Genomic DNA, 17,493 nt, shown 5'->3' with positions numbered 1-17,493 from the left:
TACACCCGGCCCGCCCGGCTCCCCCGCCACGCGGCCGCGCGTCCGCCCGCGCTTGCCCAAGCGGCATGCAAGCATCACCAACGCGCATGTCCCGGCGACGGGACCCGCACACGACGACGGCCCGGCGCCCCCGCAAGGGGGTCGCGCCGGGCCGTCGTTCAGCGTCCGAGGACCAGGTCAGAGACCGAGCGCCGACTTCAGCGCGTCCACCCGGTCGATCCGCTCCCACGTGAAGTCCGGCAGGTCGCGGCCGAAGTGGCCGTACGCCGCGGTCTGCGCGTAAATCGGCCGCAGCAGGTCCAGGTCGCGGATGATCGCGGCCGGCCGCAGGTCGAAGACCTGCGTCACGGCGGCCTGGATCTTCTCGACCGGAACCGCCTCGGTGCCGAACGTCTCGACGAACAGGCCGACCGGCTCGGCCTTGCCGATCGCGTACGCGACCTGCACCTCGCAGCGGCGCGCCGCGCCCGCCGCGACGATGTTCTTCGCGACCCAGCGCATCGCGTACGCCGCCGAGCGGTCCACCTTCGACGGGTCCTTGCCCGAGAACGCGCCGCCGCCGTGCCGGGCCATGCCGCCGTACGTGTCGATGATGATCTTGCGGCCGGTCAGTCCGGCGTCGCCCATCGGGCCGCCGATCTCGAAGCGGCCGGTCGGGTTGACCAGCAGGCGGTAGCCCTCGGTCTCGATGCCGAGGCCCGCGAGCTCCGGCTCCACGACGTACTCGCGGATGTCGGGGGCGAGCAGCGAGTCGAGGTCGATGTCCGCGGCGTGCTGCGTCGAGACGACCACGGTGTCGAGGCGGACCGGGCGGTCGCCGTCGTACTCGATGGTGACCTGCGTCTTGCCGTCGGGGCGCAGGTAGGGGATGGTGCCGTTCTTGCGGACCTCGCTGAGGCGCTTCGACAGGCGGTGCGCCAGCGTGATCGGAAGCGGCATCAGCTCGGGCGTGTCGTCGCACGCGTAGCCGAACATCAGACCCTGGTCGCCGGCGCCCTGGCGGTCCAGCTCGTCGTCGTCGCCCTCGACCCGGGCCTCGTACGCGTCGTCGACGCCCTGCGCGATGTCCGGCGACTGCGAGCCGATCGAGATCGAGACGCCGCACGAGGCGCCGTCGAAGCCCTTCTTCGAGCTGTCGTAGCCGATCTCCAGCACACGGTCGCGCACGATCGTGGGGATGTCCGCGTAACCCTTGGTGGTGACCTCACCGGCGACGTGGACCTGGCCGGTGGTGATCAGCGTCTCGACGGCGACGCGGGACGTCGGGTCCTCCTTGAGGAGGGCGTCGAGGATGGAGTCGCTGATCTGGTCGGCGATCTTGTCCGGGTGACCTTCGGTCACGGACTCCGAGGTGAAGAGACGGCGGGACACTTCGCTCCCTGTGGTTGCAGCGGCTGCTGGCTGACGATCCACGCAGGTGAGCGCGGGGTCGCCGGGTCTGGCCCGAGTGTAGCCCCAAGGCATGGCCGACCGTAGCCGCCGTCCAGCGTTCGGAAGGACGTGGCGTTCCTCACGCGCTGTCAGCGGAAGACGGCCGCCGTCGGCGCTGTTCCGCGGTCGGTCCGGGCCGTCAGGAGCCCGCGGAATCCGGCAGCAGGGCGGCGACCCGGTCCCATACGGCGTCCGCGAGATCCTCCTTCGGGCCGAACGGTACGGGCGTGTCGCTGCCGTCCGCGCCGAGGATGACCGCCTCGTTTCCGTCCGCCCCGAATGTGCGGGTTTCGCCGACCTCGTTCACCACGAGGAGGTCGCAGCCCTTGCGGGCGAGCTTGGCGCGGCCGTACGCGAGCACGTCGTCCGTCTCGGCGGCGAAGCCGACCACCACCTGCCCGGCGCGCACCCGGTCGCGGGAGATCTCGGCGAGCACGTCGGGGTTCTTGACCAGCGCGATGGGGTCCGGCTCGGCGTCGGTCTTCTTGATCTTGCCGCCGGCGTACGCGACGGGCCGGAAGTCGGCGACCGCGGCGGCCATGACCACGCAGTCGGCGTCCGCGGCCGCCTTGACGACGGCCTCCCGCAGCTCGACGGCGGTGCCCACAGGCACGACGTCGGCCCCGGCGGGGTCGGGCAGCGCGACGTTCGCCGCGACCAGCGTGACCCGCGCGCCGCGCGCGAGCGCGGTGCGGGCCAGCGCGTACCCCTGCTTGCCCGACGACCGGTTGCCGAGGAACCGCACCGGGTCGAGCGGCTCGCGCGTGCCGCCCGCCGAGATCACCACGTGCCGCCCGGTGAGGTCCGGGGTCTGGTTCCCGCGCACGAGTGCACGGCGCGCCGTCCGGAAGATCTCCTCCGGGTCGGGCAGCCGGCCCTTGCCGGTGTCCTTGCCCGTGAGCCGGCCGACAGCCGGCTCGAGCACGATCGCCCCGCGGCGGCGCAGCGTTGCGACGTTCTCCTGCGTCGCGGGGTGCTCCCACATTTCGGTGTGCATCGCGGGCGCGAACACGACGGGACAACGCGCGGTCAGCAGCGTGTTCGTCAGCAGGTCGTCCGCGAGCCCGTGCGCGGCCTTGGCCAGGAGGTCCGCCGTGGCCGGAGCGACAACGACCAGATCCGCGGCCTGCCCGATCCGCACATGCGGCACCTCGTGCACCGCGTCCCACACCTCGGTGGCCACCGGCTGCCCCGACAACGCGGCCCACGTCGGCGCCCCGACGAACTGCAGCGCACTGGCCGTCGGCACAACCCGCACCTCGTGCCCCGACTCCGTGAACCGCCGCAACACCTCACACGCCTTGTACGCGGCGATCCCGCCCGCGACACCGAGCACCACACGGGGACGGGGGTTGGTCATCGCTGCCGCTCCTGTAAGCGCTAGGGGCTGACGCCCGAAGTCTCGACCCGGCCAAGCCGGCCCTTCGAGCGTAGCGACGCCCCGACACCCCAAGCGAACGGGCCACCCTGTGACGGCACTCTCACCCCCGGAGCGCGTCGAGGACTTCGGAGACGGTCTGGTCGTCGGCCTGGTAAGGGAGGTAGAAGCCCAGGCGGTCGGCGCCGGAGGCTTTGATGCGGTGGTGGAGGGTGGCGGCGGCCTGTTTGGGGGTGCCTATGGCGACGAGGCGGGCCAGGAGGGTGTCGTCGATGGCGGCGGGGAGGTCGGACCAGCGGCCGGCTTTGGTGAGGGCGTGGAGTTCGGGTTGGAGGTCGCCGTAGCCTTCGGCGTCGAGGACGGGGCGGTAGGCGGGGGTCGAGCCGTAGAAGGCGACCATCGCGCGGGCGCCGGCGAGGGCTTTGGCCTGTTCTTCTTCGGTGCGGCCGGCGGCGACGATGACGTCGAGGACGACGGAGAGGTCGGCGCGGGCGCGGCCCGCCTCGGCCAGGCCGGCGGTGACGGCGGTGTGCAGCGGTCCGGCGAGGTAGGCCTCGGTGTTGAACGGATGGACGAGGAGGCCGTCGGCGGTGCCGGCGACCATCCGCAGCATGCGCGGGCCCACCCCGCCGGCCAGCAGGGGTGGGACGCCGTACGGGTTGGGGCCCGGCGACAAGGTGGGCGGCATCAGGGTCAGGTCGAAGAACTCGCCGTGGAAGGCCAGCCGCTCGCCGGTCTGCCAGCAGTCCAGGACCGTCCGGACCGCGCGCAGCGTCTCGGCCATCCGTTCGACGGGCTGCGACCAGGTCGCGCCGTAGCGGCGTTCGATGTGCGCCTTGATCTGGGTGCCGAGCCCGAGGCGGAAGCGGCCGCCCGACGCGTGGTGCAGGTCGTAGGCGGCGTGCGCGAGGTGGACGGGGCTGCGCGGGAACGCGACGGCGATGTTGGTCATCACGTCGAGCCCGGCGGCCGCGGCCGGGACGAGCGGGAGGAAGACGTCGTGCGGGCCCTCGAAGGTGAAGACGCCGTCGAAGCCGGCGTCCTTGAGCGCGCGGGCGCGGTCCGCGGCCTGGTGCAGCGGCGTGTCGAGGAGGGTGTCGACGGGCACGGCCCGCCCCGAATCTGACATAGCGTCAGGGATAGGGGGTCGTGGGAATCCCCGTCAAGATCCGGACCCGAAGATGCACGGCGGCAAGATCCGGACCGGAGATGCACGGCGTCAAGATCCGGGCCGGGCGCGGGACCGGCCGGGCCCGCCCCGCAAAAGCCCCGCACATGCGTCGGGCCCGGCCGTCAAAACGACGGCCGGGCCCGAAAGAGCAGGTCCCGCGGGAACCGAGGGGAAGGCGCTCAGCCCTCGATCGGCTCGGCGGTCAGCATGCCCGAGTTGATCTCGCGCATCGCGATCGACAGCGGCTTCTCGTGGACGTGGGTGTCCACCAGCGGGCCGACGTACTCCAGCAGGCCTTCGCCCAGCTGCGAGTAGTAGGCGTTGATCTGCCGAGCCCGCTTCGCCGCGTAGATGACCAGGCTGTACTTCGAGTCAGCGATCTCAAGGAGCTGGTCGATGGGCGGGTTGATGATGCCCTCGGGCGCGGAGGAGGAGACAGACAAGGCGGGGCCTTCCCTAACGACCCGGCGCCGCCGATCAGGCCCAGCGGGAACTCGGCGGCGAGGATCTCATTCGATTCAGGAAACGTTCATCAAGGCTAGCAGTTCGCGCGAGACATCCTCGACGGACGTGTTCACGAGCGTCACGTCGAATTCGGATTCGGCCGCCAATTCGACTTTCGCCTGCGCGAGCCGCCGCTCGATGACCTCGGGCGACTCGGTGCCGCGGCCGACCAGGCGGCGGACCAGCTCGTCCCAGGACGGCGGGGCCAGGAAGACCAGGAGCGCGTCGGGCATGGCCTGACGGACCTGGCGGGCGCCCTCGAGTTCGATTTCCAGAAGCGTCGGAACCCCGGCCTCCTGCCGGTCGAGGACCGGCTGGCGCGGCGTGCCGTAGCGGTTTCCCGCGAATTCCGCCCATTCGAGGAGTTCGTCGGACGCGACGAGCTTGTCGAACTGCTCGTTGTCGACGAAGTGGTACTGCACGCCGTCGACCTCGCCCGGGCGGGGGCGCCGCGTGGTCGCGGACACCGACAGCCACACGTCGGGGTGCTGGCCGCGGAGGTGCGCGACCACCGTGCTCTTGCCGACCCCGGAGGGGCCGGAGAGCACGGTGAGTCGGCGCTGCTGCGTGGAGTCGTGCATGGTGCTGATCTCAGAGCCGTTCTGCCGTAGAGGGCGGTCGTCGGCGGACGAGCTTACTTGCCGCCGCCGAACTCGCGCTCCAGCGAGGCGATCTGGTTCGAGCCCAGGCCGCGGACGCGACGGGTCTCCGAGATCGACAGCTTCTCCATGAGCTGCTTGGCGCGGACCTTGCCGACGCCGGGCAGGGACTCGAGCAGGGCGGAGACCTTCATCTTGCCGATGACGTCGTTGGTCTGGCCCTCCTTGATCACCTCGCTCAGCGAGGCGTTGGAGTGCTTGAGTCGGTTCTTCACCGCGGCGCGCTCCCGCCGAGCCTCAGCGGCCTTCGCGAGCGCGGCTGCGCGCTGTTCGGGGGTCAGGGGCGGAAGAGCCACGCCGTGTCACCTCGGACTTCATACACCGGATGGTTTGTGTTCCGGCCGCCCCTCTTTGGGCGACCGCAAGTGTGGAACCTAGCTGGTCACAGCGTTCGCGGCAACGCGAAACGCTCTACCGAGTGAGCTCGTGAGGGAGCCTAGTCCGCGGAACGCGCCACGTCGCCCGAAACCGCCGAAAAGACCACCCCAGGGCACGTTAGGAGGACGAACAGACACTGTGTTCGACCGTGCAGAAGCCTTTCTCTCCTACGAACGTGACATATCGGAGCGCCCGGCGGCCGGCAGCTCGAGGACGGCGAGCGCGCCGCCGTCCTCCGCCGTCCCGAAGGTCAGCGTCGCGCCGATCACCGCGGGGAAGCCGGGCCCGTGGTCCCGCACCGTCACCCGCCGCCCGTCGACGACGACCTCGACCGGCGGCGCTCCCGGACGCGCCGCCTGCGGCGGCTGATTCCGGCCGCGACGAACACCCCCACCAGGGTCGTCACACCCACCGCGAACAGGGCGGACGCGATGATCGCGTTGTCCGGGCCGTCCTCGGCGCCGCACCAGAGCACGGCCGCGACCACGCACAACACGGCGGCCGTCCCGACCGCGATGCGCAGCCGGGTCGACGGCCGGAATCCGCGCGGCGCGCCCGGGTACCCGCCGCGCCGCGCCGGCTTGGAACGGCCGGGGAGCAGGTGCGGGAGGAAGAACGGCGGGACCTGCCAGCGGCCCTCGCCGGGCCCCGGCGTCCGGTCGCGTCCCGTCCCGTTACCGGTCGACTTCCGCCCGTCTCCTGATCGGTCCTCGCCCCGATCCCGGTCGTCCTCGGCCATGATCGACCGTCACCGGCGCAGCTTGCAGCCGAGAGCACCGTCGGGTTGGCCTGATCCGGTGCCCGGCTCCGCTCCGCCGCCGACCGTCGCGGCGGCGGGCGGCGCGGTGTGTGCGGGCCGTCGGCGGCGGGGCCGGAGCCGGCCCGGGGGCGTGGTCACGCCTCACATCATGACCGAATCCTGCGATTCGCCCCATTTGCCAGGCCGGGCGCCGCGCCAATACCTCGGTCGTGTAACAGCCGCCCATCGACTTGCCGCCGACCGTCCGTTTCGGGACCTTTGGCGACCGTTTGCTAACCGCGCCGCGCATACGGTCGAGGAACCGCACCGGAGCAGCCGCTCCACCGCGCCGCGTCCCGCACGCGCAGCCCACCGACCTCGGGAGCCCACTATGCCGTCGCCCCGCATCCGCATCCCCCGTGCGCGCCGCATCGCAGCCGCCACCGGAGTCACGGCCGCGCTGCTGCTGGCGGGCCCCACCGCGGTCGCACACGCCGCCGCGCCCGCGCCGGAGGCGAGCGTGACGGTCTCGCGCGCCTCGGACACGCCGGGCCGCGCCGACGTGTCGATCACGCCGCAGCCCGAGACCGCCGCGTACCAGAGCACCACGTCCACACCCGACGGTGACCAGCAGACGAACCTGGTCCTGTTCCTCGGCGGAGCACTGGTGGCCGCGGCGGCCGCGGCGGGCGTGGGCCTGTCGGTGATGCGCAGGAACGACGACGGGACCGCCTGAGCCCGCTCAGCCGATCGCCGCGCGGCACTCCTCCGCGTAGCGCGCCGCCGCCTCGCGCAGCGCCTCCACCGACGGCCCGTGCCGCAGCACCTCGCGGCTCACGCTCGGGACGACGTTGCGCGCGGCCGCGCCGAAGACCGTCGGGATGTCCGCCGGGGTCGCGCCCTGGGCCCCGATGCCGGGTGCCAGCAGCGGACCGTTGACGGCCAGGTCGACGCCGACGTCGCCCAGCGTCGCGCCGACGACCGCGCCGACCGAGCCGAGTCCGCTCGCCCCGAGGTTCTCCATGGCGATGTGCCGCAGCATCAGCGCCGCGATGCTGCCGCCGTCGGCGGCCGTCGCGCGCTGCACCTCGGCGCCCTCGGGGTTGGACGTCAGCGCGAGCACGAACACGCCCGCGCCGTGCTCCGCGGCCAGGTCGAGCACAGGCCGCAGCGAGCCGAACCCGAGGTACGGGCTGACGGTCACGGCGTCCGACGCCAGCGGGCTGTTCTTGTCGACGTACGCGGCCGCGTAGCCGGCCATCGTCGAGCCGATGTCGCCGCGCTTGGCGTCCATGATCACCAGGGCCCCGGCGGCGCGGGCGTCGGCGACGGCGCGCTCCAGGACGGCGATGCCGCGCGAGCCGAAGCGCTCGAAGAACGCGCTCTGCGGCTTGAGGACGGCGACGCGGTCGGCGAGCGCGTCGACGACCGTGCGGGTGAAGGTCTCCAGGCCCGCGATGTCGTCATCGAGCCCCCAGGCCCGCAGGAGGGCCGCGTGCGGGTCGATGCCGACGCACAGGGGCCCGCGCTCGTCCATCGCGGTGCGCAGACGGGTGCCGAACGGCTGGACCATGGAAGTCCCTCTCTCCGATTCAGGTTCAGACAAGGAATGCGTTGAGCTCTGTGCCCCGGAAGACGCCCGGGGAGACGCCCGGAAAGGCGCCTTGGAGGCCCTGGAAGACGCCGGGGAGGCCGGGAAGCTGGTCCTCCGGGCAGCCACCGGGGCCCGCCCCCGCTAGGCCGGCGTCGACGGCGCCGTCGCCGTCACGTCCGCGATCGACAGGCGCCCGGACGCGCGCAGCCGCGCGGACAGCCCCTTGTGGATCTTCCGGCCCCAGAACGGCCCCTCGTAGATGAACGCGGTGTACCCCTGCACCAGCGTCGCCCCGGCCTCCAGGCGCTCCCAGACGTCGTCGGCGGTCTCCACGCCGCCCACCCCGACCAGCACCAGGCGGTCCCCCACGCGGGCGCGCAGCCGCCTCAGGACCTCCACGGAGCGGGCCTTCAGCGGCGCGCCCGACAGCCCGCCGGCGCCGCACGCCTCGACCTCCTCCGCCGAGGAGTCGAGCCCCTCGCGGCTGATCGTCGTGTTGGTCGCGATGATGCCGTCCAGGCCCAGTTCCAGCGCCAGGTCGGCGACCGCGTCGACGTCCTCGTCGGCCAGGTCCGGAGCGATCTTCACCAGCAGCGGTACGCGCCGCGCGGTCACCGTGCGGTCCGCCGCGTCCCGCACCGCCGCCAGCAGCGGCCGCAGCACCTCGACGGCCTGGAGGTTGCGCAGCCCCGGTGTGTTCGGCGAGGAGACGTTGACCACGAGGTAGTCGGCGTAGCGGGCGAGCTTCTCCGTCGAGGCGACGTAGTCGGCGACCGCGTCGGCCTCCGCGACGACCTTCGTCTTGCCGATGTTCACGCCCAGCACGGTCGGCCGCTTGGGGCGGCGCGGACCGCGCGCGTGCAGCCGCGCCGCGACGGCCGCGGCGCCGTCGTTGTTGAAGCCCATCCGGTTGACCACGGCCCGGTCCGCGACGAGCCGGAACAGCCGCTTCTTCGGGTTGCCGTCCTGCGGCTGCGCGGTGACCGTGCCGATCTCGACGAAGTCGAAGCCGAGCGCGCCCAGTTCGTCGATGCCCACGGCGTTCTTGTCGAAGCCCGCGGCGAGCCCGAACGGGCCGGGGAAGTCGATGCCGAACGCGCGCACCGCCAGCGCCGGGTCGCGCGGCGCGAGCACCTTCGCCATCGCCTGCCGCCCGCCGGGCACGCGGCCGACCGCGCGGATCGCCCCGAACCCGAGGTGGTGGGCCTGCTCGGCGTCGAGGTTGCGGAAGACGTACTTGAAGAACAGCGGGTAGATCATCTGGAGTGTCGTGTCCTCGTCCTCGAAGGTGGCCGGCCGCGGGCCGGCCGGGTCGTGCGCACGGGCATGCCAAGGGGTCCCCCAGGCGACTCCCCGGAGGACCCCTCGGTCATGCCGTCAGCTCTCGCGCGCGGCGATCAGGTGCTCGGCGTGCTCCTGCAGCGAGCGCACCCCGATGTCGCCCGCGCTCAGCGAGGCGATGCCCTGCACCGCCGCCGCGAAGCCCTGCACCGTGGTGATGCTCGGGACGCCGCGGCTGACCGCCGCCGTGCGGATCTCGTAGCCGTCCAGGCGGCCGCCGGTGCCGAACGGCGTGTTGACGATCAGCTCGACGCCGCCGTCGTGGATCAGCTGGACGATGGTCGGCTCGCCGTTCGGGCCCGGGCCCTCGCTGTGCTTGCGCACGACGGTGGCCTCGACGCCGTTGCGGCGCAGCACCTCCGCGGTGCCCGCGGTCGCCAGGATCTCGAAGCCGAGGTCGACGAGCGCCTTGACCGGGAACACCATCGAGCGCTTGTCGCGGTTGGCGACCGAGACGAACGCGCGGCCCTTGGTCGGCAGCGCGCCGTAGGCGCCCGCCTGGGACTTGGCGTACGCGGTGCCGAAGTGCGCGTCGATGCCCATGACCTCGCCGGTCGAGCGCATCTCCGGCGACAGCACGGTGTCGACGCCGCGCCCGTGCTCGTCGCGGAAGCGGTTCCAGGGCAGGACCGCCTCCTTGACCGCGATCGGCGCGTCCATCGGCAGCGTCCCGCCGTCGCCCTCGGCCGGGAGCAGGCCCTCGGCGCGCAGCTCGGCGATCGTCGCGCCGAGCGAGACGCGCGCGGCCGCCTTGGCCAGCGGCACCGCGGTCGCCTTGGAGACGAACGGCACGGTGCGCGAGGCGCGCGGGTTGGCCTCGAGCACGTACAGGATGTCGCCGGCCAGCGCGAACTGGATGTTGATCAGGCCGCGCACCCCGACGCCCGCGGCGATGCCGAGCGTCGCCGCCCGCAGCCGCTTGATGTCGAAGCCGCCCAGCGTGATCGGCGGCAGCGCGCACGCCGAGTCGCCGGAGTGGATGCCGGCCTCCTCGATGTGCTCCATGACGCCGCCGAGGTACAGGTCTTCGCCGTCGTACAGCGCGTCGACGTCGATCTCGATGGCGTCGTCGAGGAACCGGTCCACGAGCACCGGGTGCTCGGAGACCAGGCCCGCGTTCTGCTCGAGGTAGGTCGCCAGCGACTCCTCGTCGTACACGATCTCCATGCCGCGGCCGCCGAGCACGTACGACGGGCGCACCAGCACCGGGTAGCCGATCTCGTCCGCGATGGCCTTGGCCTCCTCGAACGAGAACGCCGTGCCGTGCTTGGGCGCGGTCAGCCCCGCCTCGTGCAGGACGCGGCCGAACGCGCCGCGCTCCTCCGCGAGGTGGATCGCCTCGGGCGAGGTGCCCGCGATCGGCACGCCCGCGTCCTTGAGCGCCTGCGCCAGGCCGAGCGGGGTCTGCCCGCCGAGCTGCACGAGCACGCCCGCGACGGGGCCGGCCTGCTGCTCGGCGTGCACGATCTCCAGCACGTCCTCGAGCGTGAGCGGCTCGAAGTACAGGCGGTCGGAGGTGTCGTAGTCCGTGGACACGGTCTCCGGGTTGCAGTTGACCATGACCGTCTCGTAGCCCGCGTCGGCGAGCGCGAAGGCGGCGTGCACGCACGAGTAGTCGAACTCGATGCCCTGGCCGATGCGGTTCGGGCCGGAGCCCAGGATGATCACGGCGGGCTTCTCGCGCGGCGCGACCTCGGTCTCCTCGTCGTAGGACGAGTAGTGGTACGGGGTCTTCGCGGCGAACTCGGCGGCGCACGTGTCGACCGTCTTGTAGACCGGCCGGATGCCGAGCGCGTGCCGGACCTCGCGGACGACGTCCTCGCGCAGACCGCGGATCGCGGCGACCTGCGCGTCGGAGAAGCCGTGCCGCTTGGCCAGGCGCAGCAGCTCGGGGGTGAGCTCGGAGGCGGCCTCGATCTCCTGCGCGACCTCGTGGATCAGGTAGAGCTGGTCGAGGAACCACGGGTCGATGCGGGTCGCGTCGAACAGCTCCTCCGGCGTGGCGCCGGCCCGGATCGCCTCCATGACGGTGTTGATGCGGCCGTCGGTGGGGGTCTGCGCGATGTCGAGCAGCGTCGCCTTGTCGCCCGGGGTGCCGGCGAAGGAGAACTGCGAGCCCTTCTTCTCCAGCGAGCGCAGCGCCTTCTGCAGCGCCTCGGTGAAGTTGCGGCCGATCGCCATGGCCTCGCCGACCGACTTCATGGTCGTGGTGAGCGTGGCGTCGGCGAGCGGGAACTTCTCGAACGCGAAGCGCGGCACCTTGACGACCACGTAGTCGAGCGTGGGCTCGAACGACGCGGGGGTCTCGCGGGTGATGTCGTTGGGGATCTCGTCGAGCGTGTAGCCGACCGCGAGGCGCGCGGCGATCTTCGCGATCGGGAAGCCGGTCGCCTTGGACGCCAGCGCCGAGGAGCGCGACACGCGCGGGTTCATCTCGATGACGATGATGCGGCCGTCGTCCGGGTTGACCGCGAACTGGATGTTGCAGCCGCCGGTGTCGACGCCGACCTCGCGGATCACCGCGATGCCGATGTCGCGCAGCCGCTGGTACTCGCGGTCGGTCAGCGTCATGGCGGGCGCGACGGTGATCGAGTCGCCGGTGTGCACGCCCATCGGGTCGAAGTTCTCGATGGAGCAGACGACCACGACGTTGTCGTGCTTGTCGCGCATCAGCTCCAGCTCGTACTCCTTCCAGCCGAGGATGGACTCCTCCAGGAGCACCTCGGTGGTCGGCGAGAGCGTGAGGCCCTGTCCGGCGATGCGGCGCAGGTCCTCCTCGTCGTGCGCGAAGCCGGAGCCGGCGCCGCCCATGGTGAAGGACGGGCGCACGACGACGGGGTAGCCGCCGAGCGTCTCGACGCCGGCGAGCACGTCCTCCATCGAGTGGCAGATGACCGAGCGCGCGGACTCGCCGTGCCCGATCTTCTCGCGGACGCGCTCCACGACCCCCTTGAACAGGTCGCGGTCCTCGCCCTTCTGGATCGAGTCGATGTTCGCGCCGATGAGCTCGACGTTGTACTTCGCCAGCACACCGTTCTCGTGCAGCGAGACCGCGGTGTTGAGCGCGGTCTGGCCGCCGAGGGTCGGCAGCAGCGCGTCGGGGCGCTCCTTGGCGATGATCTTCTCGACGTACTCGGGGGTGATCGGCTCGACGTACGTCGCGTCCGCCACCTCCGGGTCGGTCATGATCGTCGCCGGGTTGGAGTTCACCAGGATGACCCGCAGGCCCTCGGACTTGAGGACGCGGCAGGCCTGCGTGCCGGAGTAGTCGAACTCGGCGGCCTGTCCGATGACGATCGGGCCCGAGCCGACGACCAGGACGGACTTCAGGTCGTTGCGCTTAGGCACTCTTGCTCTCCATCTGGGACATCAGCGATACGAAGCGGTCGAACAGGTAGGCGGCGTCGTGCGGGCCGGCCGCCGCCTCGGGGTGGTACTGCACGCTGAACGCGGGCCGGTCGAGCAGGCCGAGGCCCTCGACGACGTTGTCGTTCAGGCACACGTGGGTGACCTCGACACGGCCGAACGGCGTCTCGGAGACCTCGTCCAGCGGCGCGTCGACGGCGAAGCCGTGGTTGTGCGCGGTGACCTCGACCTTGCCGGTCGTGCGGTCCTGCACCGGCTGGTTGATGCCGCGGTGCCCGTACTTGAGCTTGTAGGTGCCGAAGCCCAGCGCGCGGCCGAGGATCTGGTTGCCGAAGCAGATGCCGAAGAACGGCGTGCCGCGGCCGAGCACCTCGCGCAGCACCGCGACCTGGTGGTCGGCGGTCGCCGGGTCGCCGGGGCCGTTCGAGAAGAACACGCCGTCGGGGTTCACGGCGTAGATGTCCTCGGCGGTGGAGTTCGCGGGCAGCACGTGCACCTCGATGCCGCGCTCGGCCATGCGGTGCGGGGTCATGCCCTTGATGCCGAGGTCGACGGCCGCGACCGTGAACTTCGCTGCGCCGATCGGGACGGCTTCGCCGTCGGGCCCGATCGCGGGGACGACGTACGGCTCGGCCGTGGCGACCTCGCCGGCCAGGTCCGCGCCGGCCATCTCGGGCGCGTTGCGGACCTTCGCCAGCAGCGTGGCGTCGTCGGCCAGCGCCGCGCCGGAGAAGATCCCGACGCGCATCGCGCCGCGCTCGCGCAGGTGGCGGGTCAGCGCGCGGGTGTCGATGCCGGAGATCCCGACGACGCCGTACTTCACCAGCTCGTCGTCGAGCGTGCGCTGCGAGCGCCAGTTGGACGGGCGGCGGGCGGGGTCGCGCACGACGTACCCGGACACCCAGATCCGCGAGGACTCCGGGTCGTCGTCGTTGACGCCGGTGTTGCCGACGTGCGGCGCCGTCATGACGACGACCTGGCGGTGGTACGAGGGGTCGGTCAGCGTCTCCTGGTAACCGGACATGCCGGTGGAGAACACCGCCTCGCCGAAGGTCTCCCCCACCGCGCCGTACGCGCTGCCGCGGAAGGTGCGGCCGTCCTCCAACACGAGGACGGCTGGGCCCGCGGCCTTGGCGTTCTGAGCGGTCACTGTGCGGTGCCTTCCTTGTTCGTGCCGGTCGGGGTCGGTACGTCGCCCGCCACCAGGCGGTTGACGGCGTCGACCCACGCGTCGTGTTCGGCGGCGTGGTCGCCGCGGAACCCGGAGTCCAGTTCGGTGTCGCCGAGCTTCCAGGTGACCACCAGCAGGCCGCCCTCGGGCAGGACCTTGCCGGCGACCGCCTTCTCGAAGCGGGCGCCCACCAGGTCGGCTGCCGGGATGTAGAAGCCTGCCGCAGCGGGCCGGTCGACCCGCAACCCCTTTTCGGTCAGGGTCAGGTCGGCGGCGCTGCGGGTGCCCAGGCCGTGCGCGACGATGCGGTCGAGCCACTGGCCGGCGGTGGTGGAGCCGAAGTAGCGCCCGGACAGCTCCGGGAGCAGCGGCGTGCCGGGGTCGGCAGGCGCGCCAGCAGGCACAGTGGCGGGCGCGGGCAGCGCGGCCTGGCGGGCGCCGCGCTTCTTCCACGCGCGCCACATCAGGGCGTACACGCCGAGGATGAGGACCGCGAAGATCCCGACCCAGAGCAGGTAGCCGCCCCAGTCGGACACCCCCGCGGACTTCTTCTCGTCGGCCGCGAGCTGCAGGTGCAGAAGAGTGGTCACGCCAGCTTCCCGTCGATCACCGTCGGTACGCCGCGCAGGAAGGTGGCCACGACCCGGCCGGGCAGTTCCATCCCGGCGTAGGGCGTGTTGCCGCTTCGCGAGGCGAGTTCGGACGGTTCGACCGTACGCCGTGCGCTCGGGTCGACCAGCACCAGGTTCGCCGGTTCGCCGACCGCGACGGCACGGCCGTGGCCGTCGAGGCGGCCGATACGGGCGGGACGCACCGACATGCGGTCGGCGACGCCGGCCCAGTCGAGCAGCCCGGTGTCGACCATGGTCTGCTGCACGATGGACAGCGCGGTCTCCAGGCCGAGCATGCCCATGGCCGCGACCGCCCACTCGCAGTCCTTGTCCTCGGACGGGTGCGGGGCGTGGTCGGTGGCGACCGCGTCGATGGTGCCGTCGGCGAGGCCCTCGCGCAGCGCGGTCACGTCCTCGGCGGTGCGCAGCGGCGGGTTGACCTTGTAAACCGGGTCGTAGGTGCGCACCAGCTCGTCGGTGAGGAGCAGGTGGTGCGGGGTGACCTCGGCGGTGACGTCCCAGCCCTTCGACTTGGCCCAGCGGATGATCTCCACCGAGCCGGCCGTGGACACGTGGCACACGTGCAGGCGGGAGCCGACGTGCGCGGCGAGCAGCACGTCGCGGGCGATGATCGCCTCCTCGGCGACGGCCGGCCAGCCGCGCAGGCCGAGCACGCCGGAGACGGTGCCCTCGTTCATCTGGGCGCCCTCGGTCAGGCGCGGCTCCTGGGCGTGCTGGGCGACGACGCCGTCGAACGCCTTCACGTACTCCAGGGCGCGGCGCATGAGCACGGCGTCGTGGACGCACTTGCCGTCGTCGGAGAAGACCTTCACGTTGGCGGCGGACTCGTGCATCGCGCCGAGCTCGGCGAGGCGCTCGCCGGCCAGGCCGACGGTGACGGCGCCGACGGGGTGCACGTCGCAGCGGCCGGCCTGCTGGCCGAGCCGCCACACCTGCTCGACGACGCCGGCGGTGTCGGCGACCGGGTCGGTGTTGGCCATGGCGTGGACGGCGGTGAAGCCGCCGAGCGCGGCGGCGCGGGTGCCGGTCTCGACGGTCTCGGCGTCCTCGCGGCCCGGCTCGCGCAGGTGGGTGTGCAGGTCGACGAGGCCGGGCAGCAGGACGTGGCCGTCCGCCTCGATGACCTGGGCGCCCTCGGGGGCGGTCAGGCCGGTGCCGAGCCCGGCGACGCGGCCGTCGGAGACCAGCACGTCCTGCGCGTCGCCGCCAAGGACCTTGGCGTTCCTGATCAGGTACGTGCTCACTTCGCGGTCTCCTCAGAGGTGGTGATGGCGGGCTCGGAGCCGCCGAGCAGCAGGTAGAGCACGGCCATGCGGACGCTGACGCCGTTGGTGACCTGCTCGACGATGGTGGAGCGCGGCGAGTCCGCGACGTCGGCGGCGATCTCCATGCCGCGGTTCATCGGGCCCGGGTGCATGACGATGGCGTGCTCGGGCAGCGCGGCCATGCGCTTCTCGTCCAGGCCGTAGCGGCGGGAGTACTCGCGCTCGGTGGGGAAGTACGAGGCGTTCATGCGCTCGCGCTGCACGCGCAGCATCATCACCGCGTCGGACTTGGCCAGCACGGCGTCGAGGTCGTAGGAGACCTCGCACGGCCACGTCTCGATGCCGATCGGCAGCAGGGTCGGCGGGGCGACCAGGGTGACCTCGGCGCCGAGGGTGGCGAGCAGCAGCACGTTGGAGCGCGCGACGCGGCTGTGCAGCACGTCGCCGACGATCGTGATGCGGCGGCCTTCCAGGTCGCCCTTGCCCGCGTTGAGGCGGCGGCGCATGGTGAACGCGTCCAGCAGCGCCTGCGTGGGGTGCTCGTGCGTGCCGTCGCCGGCGTTGACGACCGAGCCGCGCAGCCAGCCGGAGTTGGCCAGCGTGTGCGGGGCGCCGGAGGCGTTGTGCCGGATGACGACGGCGTCCGCGCCCATCGCCTGCAGGGTCAGCGCGGTGTCCTTGAGCGACTCGCCCTTGGAGACCGAGGAGCCCTTGGCGGAGAAGTTGATGACGTCCGCGGACAGCCGCTTGGCGGCCGCCTCGAAGGAGATGCGGGTGCGCGTGGAGTCCTCGAAGAAGAGGTTGACCACGGTGCGGCCGCGCAGGGTCGGGAGCTTCTTGATGGGCCGCTCGGCGATGTGCGCGAGCTCCTCGGCGGTGTCGAGGATCAGCAGCGCGTCGTCGCGGGTGAGGTCGGCGGCCGAGATGAGGTGACGCTTCACGGCTTACTCCGCTTCCGGGGTGGCGGGTACCTGGGCGGCTGCGCCGCCGATCGGTGCGGCGGCTGCGGACGCGGAGCCGCGGGTGCCGAGCAGGACGGCGTCGCGGCCGTCGTACTCCTCCAGCAGGACCTGCACGGTCTCGCGCTGCGAGGTGGGCAGGTTCTTGCCGACGTAGTCGGCGCGGATGGGCAGTTCGCGGTGGCCGCGGTCGACGAGGACGGCCAGCTGCACGGCCCGCGGGCGGCCGATGTCGTTGAGCGCGTCGAGCGCGGCGCGGATGGTGCGGCCGGAGTAGAGCACGTCGTCGACCAGGACCACGAGCTTGCCGTCGAGGCCGTCGGCGGGGATCTCGGTCCGCTCGAGCGCGCGGGCCGGGCGCAGCCGCAGGTCGTCGCGGTACATCGTGATGTCGAGGGCGCCGACGGGGACCTTGGCGTCCTCGATGTCGTCGAGGCGGGCGGCGAGGCGGCGGGCGAGCGCCACACCGCGGGTCGGGATGCCGAGGAGCACCACGTCGTCGGCGCCCTTGGCGCGTTCGACGATCTCGTGGGCCACCCGGGTGAGCACCCGGGCGATGTCGGAGGCCTCCAGGACCGCCCGGGCGGATGCCGGGTCGAGGTCGCCGGGGCGAGGGGTGTGCTTGGTCATGCGGATGCAGACCTCCTTCCCCGTCTCACGGGACGGGCTTTAAAGGACGTCGAGGTACGTCCTCACACTAGCAGGGCCATGATCTCTCCTGGTTTGCTGGACTTCCCACCAAGTTCCCACCAACCGGACGGCCTGCACGGAGCGCACCGGATAGCCCGATTCACGGGGACCTTCGCCCTTATCGCCGTCCGGGACTTGGTCCGTTATTCGTCCGGGTGTACCTATGGGTTAGCCCGTTCGGCTTGACGGACCCAAATTACTCTGCGTAACCTCAC

General features: G+C 72.1%; 17 protein-coding genes and 1 pseudogene. 1 reads left to right on the top strand and 17 read right to left on the bottom strand.

All coding sequences use genetic code 11. The annotated features are described in order from the left end of the window. Positions 1–177: 177 nt before the first annotated feature. The 9 genes and pseudogenes from metK to QI554_RS09760 form a co-directional block, all read right to left on the bottom strand. Positions 178–1,371, bottom strand: a complete 1,194-nt coding sequence (metK, locus tag QI554_RS09800) for a methionine adenosyltransferase (RefSeq protein WP_281468162.1) — start codon at positions 1,369–1,371, stop codon at positions 178–180. Between the two features lie 199 nt (positions 1,372–1,570). Next, on the bottom strand, positions 1,571–2,791 hold the full coding sequence (gene coaBC / locus QI554_RS09795; RefSeq protein WP_281468159.1) for a bifunctional phosphopantothenoylcysteine decarboxylase/phosphopantothenate--cysteine ligase CoaBC: 1,221 nt from the start codon (positions 2,789–2,791) through the stop codon (positions 1,571–1,573). Positions 2,792–2,912: 121 nt separating this feature from the next. Further along, positions 2,913–3,938 (bottom strand): TIGR03617 family F420-dependent LLM class oxidoreductase, encoded by a 1,026-nt coding sequence (locus tag QI554_RS09790; protein WP_281468157.1) that lies wholly within the window; start codon positions 3,936–3,938, stop codon positions 2,913–2,915. 221 nt (positions 3,939–4,159) lie between these two features. Next, on the bottom strand, positions 4,160–4,423 hold the full coding sequence (gene rpoZ, locus QI554_RS09785; RefSeq protein WP_281468155.1) for a DNA-directed RNA polymerase subunit omega: 264 nt from the start codon (positions 4,421–4,423) through the stop codon (positions 4,160–4,162). A 75-nt stretch (positions 4,424–4,498) separates the two neighbouring features. Further along, positions 4,499–5,065 carry a guanylate kinase gene (gene gmk, locus QI554_RS09780; protein WP_281468153.1) on the bottom strand — a complete coding sequence of 189 codons (567 nt, stop codon included), beginning with the start codon at positions 5,063–5,065 and terminating at the stop codon, positions 4,499–4,501. A 53-nt stretch (positions 5,066–5,118) separates the two neighbouring features. Next, positions 5,119–5,439: an integration host factor, actinobacterial type gene (gene mihF, locus QI554_RS09775; RefSeq protein WP_281468151.1), complete on the bottom strand. Its 321-nt coding sequence runs from the start codon at positions 5,437–5,439 to the stop codon at positions 5,119–5,121. Between the two features lie 249 nt (positions 5,440–5,688). Further along, positions 5,689–5,877: pseudogene (locus QI554_RS09770) on the bottom strand (two-component sensor histidine kinase); the annotation flags it as partial. Next, complete coding sequence (locus QI554_RS09765; RefSeq protein ID WP_281468752.1) at positions 5,823–6,260, bottom strand: hypothetical protein; 438 nt, start codon at positions 6,258–6,260, stop codon at positions 5,823–5,825. The gene QI554_RS09765 and the pseudogene QI554_RS09770, both read right to left, overlap by 55 nt. 9 nt (positions 6,261–6,269) lie before the next feature. After that, complete coding sequence (locus QI554_RS09760) at positions 6,270–6,419, bottom strand: hypothetical protein (RefSeq protein WP_281468149.1); 150 nt, start codon at positions 6,417–6,419, stop codon at positions 6,270–6,272. 232 nt (positions 6,420–6,651) lie between these two features. Here QI554_RS09760 and QI554_RS09755 point away from each other — a divergent pair, with 232 nt between their 5' ends. After that, positions 6,652–6,996, top strand: a complete 345-nt coding sequence (locus QI554_RS09755) for a hypothetical protein (protein WP_281468147.1) — start codon at positions 6,652–6,654, stop codon at positions 6,994–6,996. 6 nt (positions 6,997–7,002) lie between these two features. Here the strand turns inward: QI554_RS09755 and pyrF are convergent, their stop codons facing one another. The 8 genes from pyrF to pyrR all read right to left on the bottom strand — a co-directional run bounded on the left by pyrF (position 7,003) and on the right by pyrR (position 17,218). Further along, complete coding sequence (gene pyrF, locus QI554_RS09750) at positions 7,003–7,833, bottom strand: orotidine-5'-phosphate decarboxylase (protein ID WP_281468145.1); 831 nt, start codon at positions 7,831–7,833, stop codon at positions 7,003–7,005. A gap of 162 nt (positions 7,834–7,995) precedes the next feature. Continuing rightward, positions 7,996–9,111: a quinone-dependent dihydroorotate dehydrogenase gene (locus QI554_RS09745; RefSeq protein WP_281468697.1), complete on the bottom strand. Its 1,116-nt coding sequence runs from the start codon at positions 9,109–9,111 to the stop codon at positions 7,996–7,998. A 120-nt stretch (positions 9,112–9,231) separates the two neighbouring features. Then, complete coding sequence (gene carB / locus QI554_RS09740) at positions 9,232–12,543, bottom strand: carbamoyl-phosphate synthase large subunit (RefSeq protein WP_281468143.1); 3,312 nt, start codon at positions 12,541–12,543, stop codon at positions 9,232–9,234. Next, the gene (gene carA, locus QI554_RS09735; RefSeq protein ID WP_281468141.1) at positions 12,536–13,711 is read right to left on the bottom strand and encodes a glutamine-hydrolyzing carbamoyl-phosphate synthase small subunit; all 1,176 of its coding nucleotides are present in this window, start codon (positions 13,709–13,711) and stop codon (positions 12,536–12,538) included. The genes carB and carA overlap by 8 nt, the downstream gene beginning before the upstream one ends. After that, entirely contained in the window at positions 13,708–14,322 is a 615-nt protein-coding gene (locus QI554_RS09730) for a PH-like domain-containing protein (RefSeq protein ID WP_281468139.1), read from the bottom strand. Before QI554_RS09730 ends, carA begins: the two co-directional genes overlap by 4 nt. Continuing rightward, positions 14,319–15,608, bottom strand: a complete 1,290-nt coding sequence (locus QI554_RS09725) for a dihydroorotase (protein ID WP_281468138.1) — start codon at positions 15,606–15,608, stop codon at positions 14,319–14,321. Before QI554_RS09725 ends, QI554_RS09730 begins: the two co-directional genes overlap by 4 nt. Next, positions 15,605–16,570: an aspartate carbamoyltransferase catalytic subunit gene (locus QI554_RS09720; RefSeq protein WP_281468136.1), complete on the bottom strand. Its 966-nt coding sequence runs from the start codon at positions 16,568–16,570 to the stop codon at positions 15,605–15,607. Before QI554_RS09720 ends, QI554_RS09725 begins: the two co-directional genes overlap by 4 nt. Before the next feature lie 3 nt (positions 16,571–16,573). Beyond that, the gene (gene pyrR, locus QI554_RS09715) at positions 16,574–17,218 is read right to left on the bottom strand and encodes a bifunctional pyr operon transcriptional regulator/uracil phosphoribosyltransferase PyrR (protein WP_281468134.1); all 645 of its coding nucleotides are present in this window, start codon (positions 17,216–17,218) and stop codon (positions 16,574–16,576) included. Between the last annotated feature and the right edge of the window lie 275 nt (positions 17,219–17,493).

The organism is Yinghuangia seranimata (assembly GCF_029953285.1).
GTDB lineage: Bacteria > Actinomycetota > Actinomycetes > Streptomycetales > Streptomycetaceae > Yinghuangia > Yinghuangia seranimata.
Note: the sequence above shows the minus strand (reverse complement) of the source record. Positions and strands in the feature narration are given on the sequence as shown.